This window comes from Exiguobacterium sp. UBA6282, assembly GCF_002440475.1.
In the GTDB taxonomy this organism is placed as follows: Bacteria; Bacillota; Bacilli; order Exiguobacteriales; family Exiguobacteriaceae; genus Exiguobacterium_A.
Genome location: NZ_DJUM01000047.1, coordinates 101,512 through 115,788, shown reverse-complemented (window position 1 = coordinate 115,788; position 14,277 = coordinate 101,512). Strand labels below are relative to the sequence as shown.

The following is a 14,277-nucleotide window of genomic DNA, read 5'->3' as shown; positions in this document are numbered from 1 at the left end:
TCATGGAATATGAAATAGGGGCGTTTACCACATCTAATATAATGGGAAAGAACGGTATGAGAAAGGAGTGTGGGCGAATGTATCGTCGGTATTTGCTCTTCTTGGTCTGGGCGATTGCCATTGTCTTTATCTTGTTATTTGGAAATAATCGTGTCTTTCCGGAAGGTTTCTTAATTTCATTTTTACGTTTCGATCAAAGTCAATTTGATACTTCCGCATTAAGTTTGTTTGCTTTACTTGGCATTTATCCATTTGCTTTCTTTTTATTATTTTTAGATGAAAAACGATTCATGCGACCAGGACCGCTCGTTGCAAGCATAGGGTCGTTCTTCTTAGGTGCATTCGTTTTAATGCCCTATGTCGCACTCGCTATTCCAAGGAAAACCTTTTTACCGTTTCAGCGTCGAGGTTGGGTTCCAACTGTCGTCGCTTTACTGAGTGTCGTGACGACATTATTGCTTTGGCTAGCCCTCGCACGTGCCGATTGGAATATTTTCCGTATTTATTTCGAGACGAATCAATTTGTTCGAACGATGACAGTCGATTTATTACTGTTTTATATTCTTCAGGTTTTTTTATTACGACGCATTCGTCTTCGAAATGAACAATCATTGCAATGGCAAGACGGCATTCCTCTTTTTGGTCTATTCCGCTATCTGTTCACAAGACATCTGCCAGCTTCCTCAAAATCGTGATGGTTTATGGTACAATGGAAATTGGATTTTTTTAAAAGGAGCTGTCATCCGATGGAACAATATCATGCACTTTGCGAACACATTTTGGAACACGGAACAAAAAAGGAAGACCGGACAGGAACGGGAACGCTGAGCGTGTTTGGTCACCAAATGCGCTTCTCCCTTCAAGATGGCTTTCCGCTTATCACGACGAAAAAGCTACATATGAAGTCGATCATCCATGAGTTGATCTGGTTTATTTCGGGTGATACGAATATTCGTTACTTGCAGGAAAACGGAGTGCGCATTTGGAACGAATGGGCAGATGAGAATGGGGATTTAGGACCTGTGTATGGGGCACAATGGCGTTCTTTTCCACGTCCTGACGGAACAACGGTCGATCAACTCGCACAAGTCATCGAACAAATCAAGACGAATCCGGATTCCCGTCGTTTGATCGTCAGCGCTTGGAATCCTGGACAAGTCGATGAGATGGCGTTACCTCCATGTCATCTCTTGTTTCAATTTTATGTCGCTGACGGAAAACTGTCCTGTCAGCTGTATCAACGTTCTGCCGACGTCTTTTTAGGCGTACCGTTCAATATTGCATCCTATGCCTTACTGACACATATGATTGCTCATGTGTGTGGACTCGAAGTCGGTGACTTCGTCCATACGCTCGGAGATGCCCACATCTATTCGAACCATGTGGAACAAGTCAATCTTCAGTTGACACGTACCCCTAAAAAATTACCGACGCTGCGCTTCGCTCGAACAGTCGATCGTATTGAAGACTTCCGCTTCGAAGATATCATCATCGAAGGATATGATCCTGATCCGCATATTAAAGGTGTAGTGGCTGTATGATTACACACATCGTAGCGTACACGAAAAATCATGTCATCGGACGCGATAATGCCATGCCGTGGCACCTTCCATCTGATTTAGCACACTTTAAGCGTACGACGCTTGGTAAACCGATCATCATGGGGAGAAAGACGTTCGAATCAATTGGACGCCCGTTACCTGGTCGAGAGAACATCGTCATCACGCGTGATCAAAATTATGTAGTAGATGGCGTGACAATTTGGCATGATTTATCTACCTTACACCCATATGTTGATTCAGAGGAAGAAGTCTTTTTGATTGGTGGAGGAGAATTATTCGCTCAAACACTTCCTCTCGTACGGCGCATCTATGTAACAGAAATTGATGCGACGCTTGAGGGAGATGTCTATTACCCCGAGATCCCGTCTACTTTTCAAATCACGTCTGAAACGCATTATGATGCAGTAGAAGGAAATGATTACTCCTTTGTCATTCGTCAATATGATCGATCATTATAAAACCAGCCTCTTCCATCCGAATAGCGGAAGGAAAAGGCTGGTTTTTTTACGGTATTTGCATAATCCACTCTGTGATCCATTCTTCCACTTCTTGATCTACATGAGTTAACATCACATAATCGGTAGCACCTCGAGATAAGGCTTCTGCAAGACGATCATCTTCTTGTTCCGTCACGACCAAAACATCAATGATTGAATCTCGTTGTTTTCTCCATTCTTCTAGTCGCAGAAAGTTCTCGATCGCTAATTGATCAAGCGAAAGAATCGCCAGTTGTAGTTGTGTTGTCTGCTGATCGTCTAATGGAACCACTTCGAAGTGGTATTTGGGATGATCGGGTAGATCCAACTGACGGACTTGTTTAAGCAATCTTTCCTCGACACGGATAGACACAGATAATTTTTCAATCGATATTGCCGTAGAGTAGGAAAGGACTTGGTTACGTCCATTACGTTTTGCTTGATATAACGCTTCATCTGCCTCCGCCGTCGCTTGAGCAAGCGTCGTATGTATATCAAATGAAAAGGATAGACCAATCGAAACAGTAATTTTTAATCCATTCGCAAAAACATGTCGTTCGATACGTTCACGTATTTTATTCATATTAGCGATTGCTTGAGGCAATGTTTCTGCTGAAAACAGTAAAATGAATTCCTCACCACCGAAACGAATGAACTCATCGTCGAGACGAGCCGCTTGTTGAACGACGGTCGCTAGTTCGGATAGGACTAAGTCTCCTGTCGGATGTCCATGTAAGTCATTGATTCGTTTGAAGTGATCAAGATCAAAAATCGCTAATCCAAATGTTCGTTGTTCACGTTCTAAACGTGCTGTGCGACGATCAAATGCATTCTGAAGGTATTTCCGATTATAAGCCCCTGTCAATTCATCGACCAAAATTGTTGACGATACAACTCTCAGTTTTCGTAAAAGTCGCGCAAGGCGGACATGACGTTCTTCATTCCTCACAGTTTCATCCCAATAATCATCGGCCCCCATCTCATAACTACTTTGTCGGACTTCTGATTGGCTCGGACCGACGATGATGATCGGAACGAATGCGGATTCCATATGCTTCATGAGCTTTTTGAACACTTCCACTGAATCAGTGATACATGCATAATCGATGATGACGGCGTCCATCGTAATGTCGTGTGACATTGATAAGGTATCTTCTACCGAGCTAAAAAAACGTGACATATAGCGCGCTTGTTCCAGTGACTTTTTCCATTTGATATTCTCAAGAAAACGTTTTGTCACAGTGATGACTAATTCCTTTCGGACCCGGTTAGCACGTGAGCGCTCTGATAACTGATCGACGATAGGTTGCAATAATTCTTTGACGCTTGACTGATCAATGACAACGTCTACTCGTTCCCACGTAATTTTTTCATGGCTTACTTGATCGGCGAGTCCCTTAAAGACTTCCTCTCTGCCGAGTCCTTCCATCCAGCTCGCCAATGCAAGCAATTCTGATCGTGGTACAGCCGGCATCCGAAGTAATGTCTCTACCATGTTGATCGTTTGCTGTAATTGTTTTTCTGCCCGCTTTCGATTTTGCTCCATGCAATTCCCTCTCTTTCTATAGATCCGAATAACGTTTCTCGGATAAAGAGAAAGCGAGGGAATATCCCCCGCTTTTTCAACTCATGCTTTTAAGTTCGGACGAACCATGTCTGCTGGTACAATCCATTGATCATATTGTTCTTCTGTTAGTAATCCTGTCGCAAGTGCCGCTTCTTTTAATGTCGACCCTGACTGATGCGCCGCTTTCGCAATTTTTGCCGCATTCTCATATCCGATATGCGGATTGAGCGCTGTTACGAGCATCAGTGACCGTTCGACGTTCTCAGCGATGACGGACTGCTCAGGTTCAATGCCGATCGCACAATGGTCATTGAACGAATGCAAGGCGTCTGTAAGTAAACGAACGGATTGAATAAAGTTATACATGATGACCGGCTTGAAGACGTTTAGTTCAAAGTTACCTTGACTTGCAGCAAAACCAATCGTTGCGTCATTTCCAAGGACTTGCGCAGCGACCATCGTCAATGCCTCACTTTGAGTCGGATTGACTTTTCCTGGCATGATTGAGCTCCCTGGTTCATTTTCTGGAATCGTGATTTCACCGATTCCTGCTCGTGGACCAGATGCAAGCCAGCGGACGTCATTTGCAATCTTCATCGCGTCCATCGCTAGTGCTTTGACAGCACCATGTGTGAAGACGAGTTGATCGTGGCTTGTTAAAGCGTGGAATTTGTTTTCCGCACTCGTGAATTCATAACCCGTCTCTTCACTCATCTTCTTCGCTGCCAAATCACCAAACTCAGGATGCGCATTAATCCCCGTACCAACTGCCGTACCGCCGATTGCTAGTTCCGTTAATGGATCAAGCGTCCGTTCGATCATTTGCTTCGAAAGCGCAAGCATCCGGACCCAGCCGCTGATTTCTTGACCAAGTGTGATTGGTGTAGCATCTTGCAAGTGTGTTCGTCCGATTTTAACGATATCCGCAAAAGCCTTTGCTTTTTCATCAAGGGTCGCATGCAGCGCATCGATAGCTGGGAAAAGTGATTCCAATAAGACTGTTTTTGCCGCTAAATGCATCGCTGTTGGATATGTATCATTTGAACTTTGTGATTTATTGACATCATCATTCGGATGAATCGTCGTTTCACTGCCTTGTTCCTTTAATTTGCGTGTCGCGACCCGAGCGATCACTTCATTGACGTTCATATTAGACTGAGTACCTGAACCCGTTTGCCAAACGACAAGCGGAAACTCATCATCGAATTTCCCCGCGATGATTTCGTCACATACTTCAGCAATGGCACCAGCTTTTTCTGTCTCAAGCACACCTAAGTCGCGGTTCGCAAGCGCCGCTCCTTTTTTCAGGACTGCAAAGGCACGAATGACTTCAATCGGCATTTTTTCCGTTCCGATCTTAAAGTTTTCTAGACTACGTTGTGTTTGTGCGCCCCACTCCTGCGCTTCCGGTACACGAATTTCCCCCATCGTGTCACGTTCTACACGGTATTCCATAAACAAATTCCCCCTTTTGATTACTTCTCTTCTAGTTTACCGGAAAGCTCGCAGAATGGGAATGAGGGAGACAGTTTTGGGGAATAGTTTATTATCGAAAAGGAGTGAAGATTTCATGTGGTTAATAAATTTAATAATTGTTTTATTATTGATTCTGGCGAACGGTATATTTGCGATGACCGAACTTGCTTTGCTCTCTTCCAAACGATCGAAATTAGAAAAAGCAATGGATGATGGTAAAAAATCAGCCCATGTCGCATTAGAGTTGCTGGATCGACCGACTGACCTGTTATCGACTGTTCAAGTCGGCATCACGTTAATTGGAATCGTCAATGGTGCATTCGGTGGTGCCGCGCTCTCTGGTCCTGTCATCAATTGGCTCGCTCAATTTGAATGGATCGCTCCTTATGCCAGTACAATCGGTTATATTCTTGTCGTGACAATCATCACCTATATTTCGCTCGTCATCGGTGAACTCGTTCCTAAACGTGTTGCTCTTGTCAGTCCAGAACGAGTTACGATGTGGCTCGCCCCACCGATGCGCTTCTTCTCGATCGTTCTTCGACCATTCATCTGGGTTTTGAGTAAATCGACGAGTTCCATCTTCCGCTTGATTGGTCTCGATCGATTGCAGACGAAAGACGAGACGGAAGACGAAGTCCGGCAATTACTAATTCGTGGCACGAAAGAGGGAACATTTAATCGTTCAGAAGCTGAGCAAGTTTCTCGTGTCTTTGATTTTCATGATTTATATGCATATGAACTGATGGAGCCCAGAACGGTTACGGAGTGGATTGACTTAGCTGATGAACCCGACACGATCCTACAAGAGCTCCGACAAGCGCGACACCGAAACTTACCGGTCGGTCACGGGGATTTGGATCATTTTGTCGGATTCATCGATGCAAAAGAAATACTATCAACGGAACATCCTGTCAAAGAACTTGAACGATTAATTCAATCTCCACTGATTGTTCCCCGCCAACTGAAAGCAACCGTTTTACTTGAACGGATGCGGAAGGAAACTGTATCGATTGCATTCGTTTTAGACGAGTACGGTGGTTTTCTTGGCATGATCACCTTGTTCGATATTCTCGAAGCATTCGTCGGCGAGATTTCAAGCGTCGAGGAAGAACCGGAACTCGTCATGCGGAAAGACGGTTCGTTCCTAGCGGACGGATTATTGCACATCGATGATTTAAAACGAACGCTCGGCTATACAGATGACTTACCCGGTGAACAGTTAAACGCCTATCATACAGTTGCCGGTTTAATCCTGTATATGTTAGGTGATGTACCAACGCGTGGAAGTGCTGTCGTGATTGGATCATACCGATTTGAAGTCGTTGACTTAGACGGACGTCGCGTCGATCAAATCCTGATTGAGCGAATCGAACATGAACAAACACCCCTTCCATAAGGATAGGGGTGTTTGCCTTCAATTATGCTTCGTATAATCGTAATGCCTCGCGTGCGACGCGATCTGCTTTATTCTCAGACCGCGGAATCCACTTCACGAAGGCGAGTGGTAAGAGTTGATAGCGTTCAAAAGCAGGATCAAAGATCGTCTGCGTTCGTTTATTCTTGACGAATTCACGTTCGACCGCTAATGCAACCGCTTCTGAATCCGTCCGAAACGAAATGACGCTTTCTCCTTGAGTAATTAGTTCGTGCGCCCACTCGACGGCTTTTGCAAATGCGATGAATTCTGCCTCATGATTATTAATTGCTTGAATTTGATACATTTTTTCTGTGACTTCGCCCTCGGAGCTTTTGCTAAACAGTCCAACCGCTGCTTCGTCGTTTGAGGGACGGACCGTTCCGTCAAAATAAAGTTCAACCATGTTCAATTGCCGCCTCGATTCCTTTTCGTATCGCTTGCTCATCTAGCCCTTTCCCAATGAAGACGAGCGTCGTCTTTGGTTGTTCGCTAAATGGTTCTCGGATTGCTGTTCCGTAAATCATCCCTGTCCCTTGTAAGATTACTTTTCGTTCTGTATCTGCAAAATGGATGATCCCCTTATAACGATAGAGATCTTCCGCGTAGGCTTCTAACACCTCACGTAGGACCATACCGAATCGATTTCGATTCAATGGTCGTTCCTCAACGATCGTTAGTGCCGTAAAATCTTCGACGGATTGATGAATCTGATCTGTTTGTTGGCTGAGTCGCACTTGTTCTTCTTTTGGAAAATGGAATGTTTCAAATAGTCGATTTGATTCCAGTTGTCCCTGTTCCGTTTCAATGATAGCTGCAGATGGATTTCGTTCGCGCAGCAAAGCAATCAACGTTTCGCGTTCTGATGCTTTAATTAAATCCATCTTATTTAATACAAGTACATCAGCAAATCCGATTTGTTTCACATTTTCTTGGAACGTCAATTGTCGTTCTAAGTGATACGCATCGATGACTGTGACGACACTTGAAATCTGATAAGACTGTTCAACGGCTGGTTCAAAATAAAATGTCTGAAGAATCGGTCCTGGATCAGCGACACCAGTCGTTTCGATCAATAATCGATCGAATGATAGTTCCCCATCACGGCGACGTTTGGCAATCCGTAGCAATGCATCCCGTAAATCACCTCGAATAGAACAACAGATGCAACCATTTGTCAATTCGATCATCTCTTCATCGCTTCGCTCAATCAATGCTTCATCAATGTGAACAGAACCTACTTCATTGACAAGCAACGCAAACTTCTCTGTCGGTTGAGAAACAAGATGGTTGAGTAACGTGGTCTTACCAGCACCTAAAAAACCAGTAATGACGGTCGTACGTATTTTGTCTTGCATGATTTCACTCCTTAGCGTCCTTGTTGCTGACGCCATTTTTCTTTTCGTGCATCGAGCAGATCAATCGCATGAAGATACCAGGCATCCGCCGTTTGCGGCGTAACACTTGATCCCCACTCGCGTTTCCCATGGTGTGATAATACCATATGCATGAGACGGTGATAGACCGCTCGTGGTAACCGAATATCTTCTTCTCGAAGCGTTTGTTCGAGCACGAAGCATCCGTATGGCATATGTCCTATAAGAACACCATCTGGATCAAGCGCAATACCTGCTAGTTCTTCTTCTTCTTCGGTTACGTGTAACAGTCTCGAAAAACGATCTGTCGATGCACCTGCATGTGTATATTCCCATAGTTTACCGATATCGTGCAATAAAATACCGAGCAACAATTCATTCGGATTCGGTCGTTGATCTAACAGAGCAATTCCTTTTGCTGCTTGATAAAGCGCATCAAAGCTGTCATCCCAAGAAAATTGACGCATCTCTCGTTCAGATGCTTGGAATAGTTCATTTTTGTGATCGGCCTCTGCTTCTTGGATACATTTCAGCAATGTCAAATACGGTTGTTCACTATCACAGATTCCTTGACCAATCGTCATCATACAGGCAGTATGTTTTAATAATCCACCGATATAGGCATGGTGATGAAATAAGGCAGCCGGTCGCGTTGAAAAGTCTGCCCAGTACTGTCTCAGAATCGATAGCGCGATTTCTCGGTAAGGCGTATCTAGTTGATCGATCAATCCAAGTAACTGATCACGATACGTTTCAAGCGACTCCTCTGACGGTAGCTGCGGCAAGAACTGCGTAGGTGAAGCATCATAAATCGGTGTGACGCGTTGAACCGTCAATGATTTATTACCGGATTGCGGCGGATACTCTTCTACTTTTGCTTCGACTCGAACAATTCGTGTCTCGAGATATAGACGGAGTGCTTCTTCTGCTGTTCCTTGATTGATCCATTGTTTTCCTTTACAAGATCCAGCAGGCGAGTTGAATGTAAACTGTAACCACTCTCGTCCGGTTTGACCTGTGCGAATTTCACCCGAGGCAACGAGTAGTACTTCTTCGATTCGCTCACCAGGAACAAGTGTATCTAGTGAAAGTCCAATCGGTTGATTTGATTGATTGATAGAAAAAGCGTCATTTTCATTAGAAGGCATCGTCACTTCTGGAAGCGCCTTGAATAATTGTATCACTTCATCTCACTCCTTTTTCTTCATCCATATCATAGCAGAGACGATTTCATCACGACTACTATCAAACATATATTGTAAGCGTTCTCTAAATGAATTATGATGAACGTGGAAGTCAATTTTTATGCTTAAAGGAGGAGAAACGATGATTCGACCACTTACTCATTTATACAGCGAAGCTGTCGTCACACACGATCAATTGGATCCATCCAAAATCGTGACACGCGACCAGATTCGGCAAGCTGTTCAATCGTATGATCCGTACCAATCGCATACGTCGCATGCACTGGAAGAGTTGTTGCTTCATGAGTTACGTCTGGCATGTCATTGTGTTAAAGAAGAAGGACTATCCTTGGCTGATATGCAGACGGAATTGTTGATCCTCTCTGCTTTCCAATGTGATGCAGGTTATTTAGCAGAAGAAATTCAACATATGTCACCGACCGCTATCAAACGACATCTTTCTACACTTGATGCCGCTTTCAATCGACTATTGCATCAACTGTTTTTACATCAGTCGCAACCAGACATTCTTTGTCAACGGTTTATGACAATCCTCGCGGGTGCAGTCGCTACGAAATGTAAAATCCGTTCTAAGCGTCTCAAGGAAACCATGCTTGTTCATCCATAATAAAAAAATCCTGACTCGTATGAGTCAGGATTTTTCATTCAACGACCTGGCATTCCAGCTCCTTGATTGGTTTTGTATGAAAATGCGGCGTTCCGCTTCGTCATATTCTATTGTCATCATGCCAAACTATTCAAGTCTTGTCAATTCTTTTCTAAAAAAAGTGGACCGATTTTCGATTGAAAATCAGTCCGAATGGAAGAGTGAATAATTACCATGGCAATGCTTGATTTCATCATACAATGCCATGGAAGCGTTTACAACCCTTTTCCGTTAAATTTTTTCAAGAAAATATTCGTTTGCGAGTGGTAAGTGGATGACTTCGATTCCACTTTGTCGCATCAGGTTCAATCCGTCCCCATATTCATATCCTGTCGAATAGACGACACGATCAATTTTAGAGGCAATGAGCGCTAAACTACACGCATGACACGGACTATGTGTGACGTATGCTGTCGCATGACGCGCACTCGTCGAATCGGCAGCTAGCTTACCGAGTGCATTGATTTCAGCATGAATCTCATGCTGCTTCGACCACTCATGATGTTCCTCTTGATTTTCACAACGATAAAAGAGAATCCCGTTTCGTTCAATCGACTCTTCAGTAATCGGATGGTCGGATCTTGATGTATAGAGAATACCCTCTTGCTTTAAGTAAATTTCATTACAATTCACATGCTGACTGGGTGTTCCGTTTATCCCGATCGAAATCGGCTTTTCGTCTTTGACGATGACACAAGCAACGGATTTTGAGGCGCATTTTGAATGACGATCTGCCATCATCCGCGCAAATAATAACCATGTTGTGTCCCACTTCAATTGCTTCTCTACTATATTCATTTAAAATCCTTCCTTTCATGAAGGAAAGGAACACGAAAATTCGTGTTCCTTAGTATGGTCGATTCGGTAATTCTCTACTTTTTGAGGCAACTTCGATGACTTTTTGTTTCAATTCGTTTTCCATTCGTTCTAATTCATGCTCAGCGTCGCGACGTTTTTGTTTTCCTTCTTGTTGAATGCGTAATGTCTCATCAAGTGTCTCAATCAAGTTTTGGTGTGCCACTTTTAATGATTCGACAGAAACAATTCCTTTTTCGTTTTCTTCCGCAATTTCAATCGACGATTCTTTCAGTAACTTCGAATTTTGCTCAAGTAGCTGATTCGTCGTGTTGGTGACATCCTTTTGCATTTCGAGTGCTGCTTTTTGACGTGATAAACTTAAGGATAAGACGACTTGGTTCTTCCAGAGCGGAATCGTATTGACGACTGCCGATTCGATTTTTTCCGCTAATATTTGGTTGTTTTGTTGAATGACGCGAATTTGCGGCGCCATTTGCAAACTGATCGTTCGTGATAATTTTAAATCATGGATTTTCTTTTCGAAACGGTCCGTCAATTGAATCAAGTCATTTAATTCCTGTAACTTCGTCTGATCCCGAGATATCTCGACTTCTGTCCGTAGCGGTTCGATTTCATGCTGACGCACATGAGCGATTTTCGTCTCGCCAGCCGCAATATAGACGTTCAATTCTTCAAAATAACGTTTATTTTTTTGATACATTTGGTCGAGTAAAGTGATGTCTTTCATCAATCCAAATTTCGATCGATCAAGATTGTGTACGACTTCTTCGAGATAAGCACTCATTTTCTCATACTGCAAGAAATACGTTTCTGCTTTTTTCTTTGCTCGCCCAATAACCGGAACGTTCGACCAGAAACTCTTTTTTTCTTGAAGTGTGTCTGGATCCATTTGACGTACACGTTGCATTAAATCACTCAGCAGTTTTCCTGCCTCCCCGCCGTCCTTCATTTTTACTTCACTTAAGACTTGATCGGAGAATTGAGAGAGTTCACGCTGAACGGGTGCTCCAAATTGCATGACGGCATCCGTCTTTTGAAGATCGATTACTTGCAGCAAACGTTCGATCTTTTGTCGTTGTTCTGCTGGAACATCCGAAGGAATCATCTCTTCGACAGGGCGTGCCGGCATTTTAGGAGGTGTCTCCGCTATATTTAGATCGACCGACGGATCAGAGATCGTTGGTTGATCTTGCTCATCAGGCCATTGTTGCCACGTTTCTTTATCAGAATGGGTCATGTCGGTAACTCTCCTCCTGTTTTTGTTGTTCGGTCTCTTGTGCTAGAACCTTTTCAATCGTCAAGAGTTCCCGTTCTAAATCAACGGTATCCCCTTCGAGCAATAAGGTTTGTTGTTGTTTTAATTTTTGACCAATCATTTTCAAATTCGAAATCAGTTGATTTTTCGTATCAACTTGAACTTGGGCACCTCGGCGTTCCAGATCGGCGTATTTTTCTGAAATCGATAATAAGGAATCTAGGTAGAATGTAAAGAAGTCTCGGACTTTTTTGACGTCTCGTGGACTTTCATATAACTCTTCGAACAATACATGGGCTTCGCGTGAAACCATTCGCATCTCACTTCTAATTTCACCATCTCGTATGGAGGGAACGATTTGATCATACGTCTGGATTTTCACAAATCCTTCCTCAATCGTCCGTTGCAAGACTTGAAGTTCTAAATCATCCGTCTCCTCAAAGCGTCGTGTCGCCCGCTCGGGTTTTAAGATGACACTGCCCACAAACTCATCTTCGTCATCGAGTAGTAGTTTCTTTTTGACATTTTTCCGCTTGATTTCGGTCGATTTTCGTTCAGTCCGATATCGTCGTCCTGGTTTAGTCCGGTAACCACTCCAAATGAACCATAACCCAAGTGCGATGAAGATTCCCGAAAAGTTGAACGTATCAGCCAATTGTAAAAATACGAACATCATACCGATGGAGCCAAATATCCACCATGAAGACTTCATATCATCCCCTCTTCCTTCTTGCTGATTCTTTTATCAGGTCTACGTGTCTTTATTTTAACATTACGTAACGTTTAACAAAAAGTTTCCCGTTTTCCCGAAATGTTACGCCTCGTATATTTATATTTCAACATACTTTTGCAGTAATGACATCAGACCGAAGAACGAACTGTTCGCCTTTTTTTATATCAACTCTTACGATAAAGAAGGTAGTCGACACACGTTGTCGACTACCTTCCGAGAGTTTTATTTATATATCATCCAAAAATTGGCCAGATGAGAATAATCAAAATCGCAATCGGACTCAAGTAGCATACGCTTACCCGCCACACAGGAACGATTTTTTTCATGAATGGACTTGTTACTAGCTCCTGCTCGATAAGAGTTCGGTCGAGTTTGTAACCGGCAAAAATTGAAATCAATAATGCACCAATCGGCATTAGAATGTTTGAGACGAGGAAATCAACACTGTCAAAGAATGTTTTCCCCATGAATTGTGCATCACCTAGAATTCCAAACGAGAGTGCAGATGGAATCCCGACGATGGCGATTGCGAGTGTCGCAAGCCAAGTCGTCCGCTTTTTATCGCGCATCGTCGCGTTTTCTTTTCGATCCGTCAAGGAAGCAACGACGACCTCAAGCATCGCAATCGATGAAGTGATCGACGCGAAAGCGAACAACAAGAAGAATAGTATCAAGAACAACGAACCAAATTGAATTTGGCTGAAGACGGTCGGCAAGACGATAAAGAGTAACGCTGGACCTTCTGCCGGGTCAAGACCTGAAGCAAAAACGGCTGGGAAAATCGCAAATCCTGCTAATAATGAGACGGCTAGATTCATCGCAACAATCCATGCTGCCGAACGGTTAATTTCTCCACGTTCCTTCATATAGGATGCATACGTCAGCATCGCTGATACACCGAGCGATAAGGAAAAGAACGCTTGCCCAAGGGCACTCAGGACAGAAGTTCGGTTGAGCACCGAGAAATCAGGCTGAACGAAAAACTTGACGCCTTCCATCGCACCATCAAGCGTTAACGATCGTAAGACTAGAATGATGAAACACACGAATAATAATGGCATCATGATCTTACTCATTTTTTCAATACCAGATTGAACACCACGTAAAACGATCCAACATGTCAGAGCGAGGAAAATCAATTGCCCCGAGATGACATAAAGCGGTGAGGCTGAAATCGTTCCGAACAATTCACCGAGTGCTCCACTATCCATTGTCGTTAACCGACCTGTAAAACCAAGAATGGTATAAATTAAGACCCAGCCTCCGATGACGCTGTAGAAAGAGAGCAACAAGAAACAGGCGATGACACCCAGGACACCAATGAACGTGAACTTCTTATGACCAAGCGCCGAGAACGCTTGAAGTGCCGTTTTCCCACTCGTTCGACCGATTAAAAACTCAGCAATCAAGACAGGCAATCCAAGTAGCAAGGTAAACACGAGGAATAAAAGTAAAAAGGCGCCCCCTCCGTTTGTTCCAGTCGTATACGGGAATTTCCAAATGGCCCCCAGACCAATGGCGGATCCCGCTGCTGCTAAAATAAATCCAACTTTTGAAGCCCATGCGTTTCCTTTCATGGTGCTCCACCTCCTTTTCAAAATACTTTTTCATTGTACAGAAAGAAATCATGAAAGTCATCCTTTATCAAATATTTTCTTTAAAGCGTCAAAGCATAACCGCATATACGCATTGCACGAAAATAAAAAAAAGGTCGAATATTATCTCGACCTTCTCTCGACTCAATT

General features: G+C 43.5%; 14 protein-coding genes. 5 read left to right on the top strand and 9 right to left on the bottom strand.

Annotated elements, in window-relative coordinates:
• Window positions 1-77 precede the first annotated feature (77 nt).
• Genes B2751_RS12445 through B2751_RS12435 form a run of 3 tightly spaced genes read left to right on the top strand, consistent with a single transcriptional unit; the run spans window position 78 to window position 2,020 of the window.
• A complete protein-coding gene (locus B2751_RS12445; protein ID WP_290775030.1) occupies window positions 78-695 on the top strand; it encodes a hypothetical protein in 618 nt (205 codons plus the stop codon).
• A gap of 51 nt (window positions 696-746) precedes the next feature.
• Window positions 747-1,541: a thymidylate synthase gene (locus B2751_RS12440; protein ID WP_029341960.1), complete on the top strand. Its 795-nt coding sequence runs from the start codon at window positions 747-749 to the stop codon at window positions 1,539-1,541.
• Window positions 1,538-2,020, top strand: a complete 483-nt coding sequence (locus tag B2751_RS12435) for a dihydrofolate reductase (protein ID WP_290775028.1) — start codon at window positions 1,538-1,540, stop codon at window positions 2,018-2,020. Before B2751_RS12440 ends, B2751_RS12435 begins: the two co-directional genes overlap by 4 nt.
• A gap of 46 nt (window positions 2,021-2,066) precedes the next feature.
• On the opposite strand, the gene B2751_RS12430 is transcribed toward B2751_RS12435, so the two are convergent.
• Together B2751_RS12430 and fumC are read right to left on the bottom strand one after the other, a co-directional pair.
• Window positions 2,067-3,584: a diguanylate cyclase gene (locus B2751_RS12430; protein WP_290775026.1), complete on the bottom strand. Its 1,518-nt coding sequence runs from the start codon at window positions 3,582-3,584 to the stop codon at window positions 2,067-2,069.
• A gap of 81 nt (window positions 3,585-3,665) precedes the next feature.
• Window positions 3,666-5,060 (bottom strand): class II fumarate hydratase, encoded by a 1,395-nt coding sequence (gene fumC / locus B2751_RS12425; RefSeq protein ID WP_035407319.1) that lies wholly within the window; start codon window positions 5,058-5,060, stop codon window positions 3,666-3,668.
• Window positions 5,061-5,175: 115 nt separating this feature from the next.
• On the opposite strand from fumC, the gene B2751_RS12420 reads away from it, so the two are divergent.
• Entirely contained in the window at window positions 5,176-6,480 is a 1,305-nt protein-coding gene (locus B2751_RS12420) for a hemolysin family protein (protein WP_056062124.1), read from the top strand.
• Window positions 6,481-6,502: 22 nt separating this feature from the next.
• Here B2751_RS12420 and B2751_RS12415 read toward each other — a convergent pair whose 3' ends face one another.
• The 3 genes from B2751_RS12415 to B2751_RS12405 are packed head-to-tail and all read right to left on the bottom strand — an operon-like array spanning window position 6,503 to window position 9,058.
• A complete protein-coding gene (locus B2751_RS12415; RefSeq protein ID WP_035407314.1) occupies window positions 6,503-6,904 on the bottom strand; it encodes a reverse transcriptase-like protein in 402 nt (133 codons plus the stop codon).
• Entirely contained in the window at window positions 6,897-7,856 is a 960-nt protein-coding gene (locus B2751_RS12410) for a CobW family GTP-binding protein (protein WP_035407311.1), read from the bottom strand. Before B2751_RS12410 ends, B2751_RS12415 begins: the two co-directional genes overlap by 8 nt.
• 11 nt (window positions 7,857-7,867) lie before the next feature.
• The gene (locus tag B2751_RS12405; protein WP_290775023.1) at window positions 7,868-9,058 is read right to left on the bottom strand and encodes an HD domain-containing protein; all 1,191 of its coding nucleotides are present in this window, start codon (window positions 9,056-9,058) and stop codon (window positions 7,868-7,870) included.
• 142 nt (window positions 9,059-9,200) lie between these two features.
• Between B2751_RS12405 and B2751_RS12400 the strand changes: the two genes are divergently transcribed.
• Window positions 9,201-9,686 carry a hypothetical protein gene (locus tag B2751_RS12400; RefSeq protein WP_290775021.1) on the top strand — a complete coding sequence of 162 codons (486 nt, stop codon included), beginning with the start codon at window positions 9,201-9,203 and terminating at the stop codon, window positions 9,684-9,686.
• Between the two features lie 270 nt (window positions 9,687-9,956).
• Here the strand turns inward: B2751_RS12400 and B2751_RS12395 are convergent, their stop codons facing one another.
• The 4 genes from B2751_RS12395 to B2751_RS12380 all read right to left on the bottom strand — a co-directional run bounded on the left by B2751_RS12395 (window position 9,957) and on the right by B2751_RS12380 (window position 14,109).
• Window positions 9,957-10,523, bottom strand: a complete 567-nt coding sequence (locus B2751_RS12395; RefSeq protein WP_290775019.1) for a deoxycytidylate deaminase — start codon at window positions 10,521-10,523, stop codon at window positions 9,957-9,959.
• A gap of 49 nt (window positions 10,524-10,572) precedes the next feature.
• Window positions 10,573-11,781: a toxic anion resistance protein gene (locus tag B2751_RS12390; protein ID WP_035407301.1), complete on the bottom strand. Its 1,209-nt coding sequence runs from the start codon at window positions 11,779-11,781 to the stop codon at window positions 10,573-10,575.
• Window positions 11,768-12,511: a 5-bromo-4-chloroindolyl phosphate hydrolysis family protein gene (locus tag B2751_RS12385; RefSeq protein ID WP_035407298.1), complete on the bottom strand. Its 744-nt coding sequence runs from the start codon at window positions 12,509-12,511 to the stop codon at window positions 11,768-11,770. Before B2751_RS12385 ends, B2751_RS12390 begins: the two co-directional genes overlap by 14 nt.
• A 254-nt stretch (window positions 12,512-12,765) precedes the next feature.
• A complete protein-coding gene (locus tag B2751_RS12380) occupies window positions 12,766-14,109 on the bottom strand; it encodes a sodium-dependent transporter (RefSeq protein ID WP_290775017.1) in 1,344 nt (447 codons plus the stop codon).
• Window positions 14,110-14,277: the final 168 nt, after the last annotated feature.

What these genes read in the sequence shown, in the direction of transcription:
- B2751_RS12445 (WP_290775030.1), top strand. Translation starts at nt 78, where the DNA reads ATGTATCGTCGGTATTTGCTCTTCTTGGTCTGGGCGATTGCCATTGTC.
- B2751_RS12390 (WP_035407301.1), bottom strand. Translation starts at nt 11,781, where the DNA reads ATGACCCATTCTGATAAAGAAACGTGGCAACAATGGCCTGATGAGCAA.
- B2751_RS12380 (WP_290775017.1), bottom strand. Translation starts at nt 14,109, where the DNA reads ATGAAAGGAAACGCATGGGCTTCAAAAGTTGGATTTATTTTAGCAGCA.
- B2751_RS12410 (WP_035407311.1), bottom strand. Translation starts at nt 7,856, where the DNA reads ATGCAAGACAAAATACGTACGACCGTCATTACTGGTTTTTTAGGTGCT.
- B2751_RS12440 (WP_029341960.1), top strand. Translation starts at nt 747, where the DNA reads ATGGAACAATATCATGCACTTTGCGAACACATTTTGGAACACGGAACA.
- fumC (WP_035407319.1), bottom strand. Translation starts at nt 5,060, where the DNA reads ATGGAATACCGTGTAGAACGTGACACGATGGGGGAAATTCGTGTACCG.
- B2751_RS12385 (WP_035407298.1), bottom strand. Translation starts at nt 12,511, where the DNA reads ATGAAGTCTTCATGGTGGATATTTGGCTCCATCGGTATGATGTTCGTA.
- B2751_RS12420 (WP_056062124.1), top strand. Translation starts at nt 5,176, where the DNA reads ATGTGGTTAATAAATTTAATAATTGTTTTATTATTGATTCTGGCGAAC.
- B2751_RS12400 (WP_290775021.1), top strand. Translation starts at nt 9,201, where the DNA reads ATGATTCGACCACTTACTCATTTATACAGCGAAGCTGTCGTCACACAC.
- B2751_RS12415 (WP_035407314.1), bottom strand. Translation starts at nt 6,904, where the DNA reads ATGGTTGAACTTTATTTTGACGGAACGGTCCGTCCCTCAAACGACGAA.
- B2751_RS12395 (WP_290775019.1), bottom strand. Translation starts at nt 10,523, where the DNA reads ATGAATATAGTAGAGAAGCAATTGAAGTGGGACACAACATGGTTATTA.
- B2751_RS12430 (WP_290775026.1), bottom strand. Translation starts at nt 3,584, where the DNA reads ATGGAGCAAAATCGAAAGCGGGCAGAAAAACAATTACAGCAAACGATC.
- B2751_RS12435 (WP_290775028.1), top strand. Translation starts at nt 1,538, where the DNA reads ATGATTACACACATCGTAGCGTACACGAAAAATCATGTCATCGGACGC.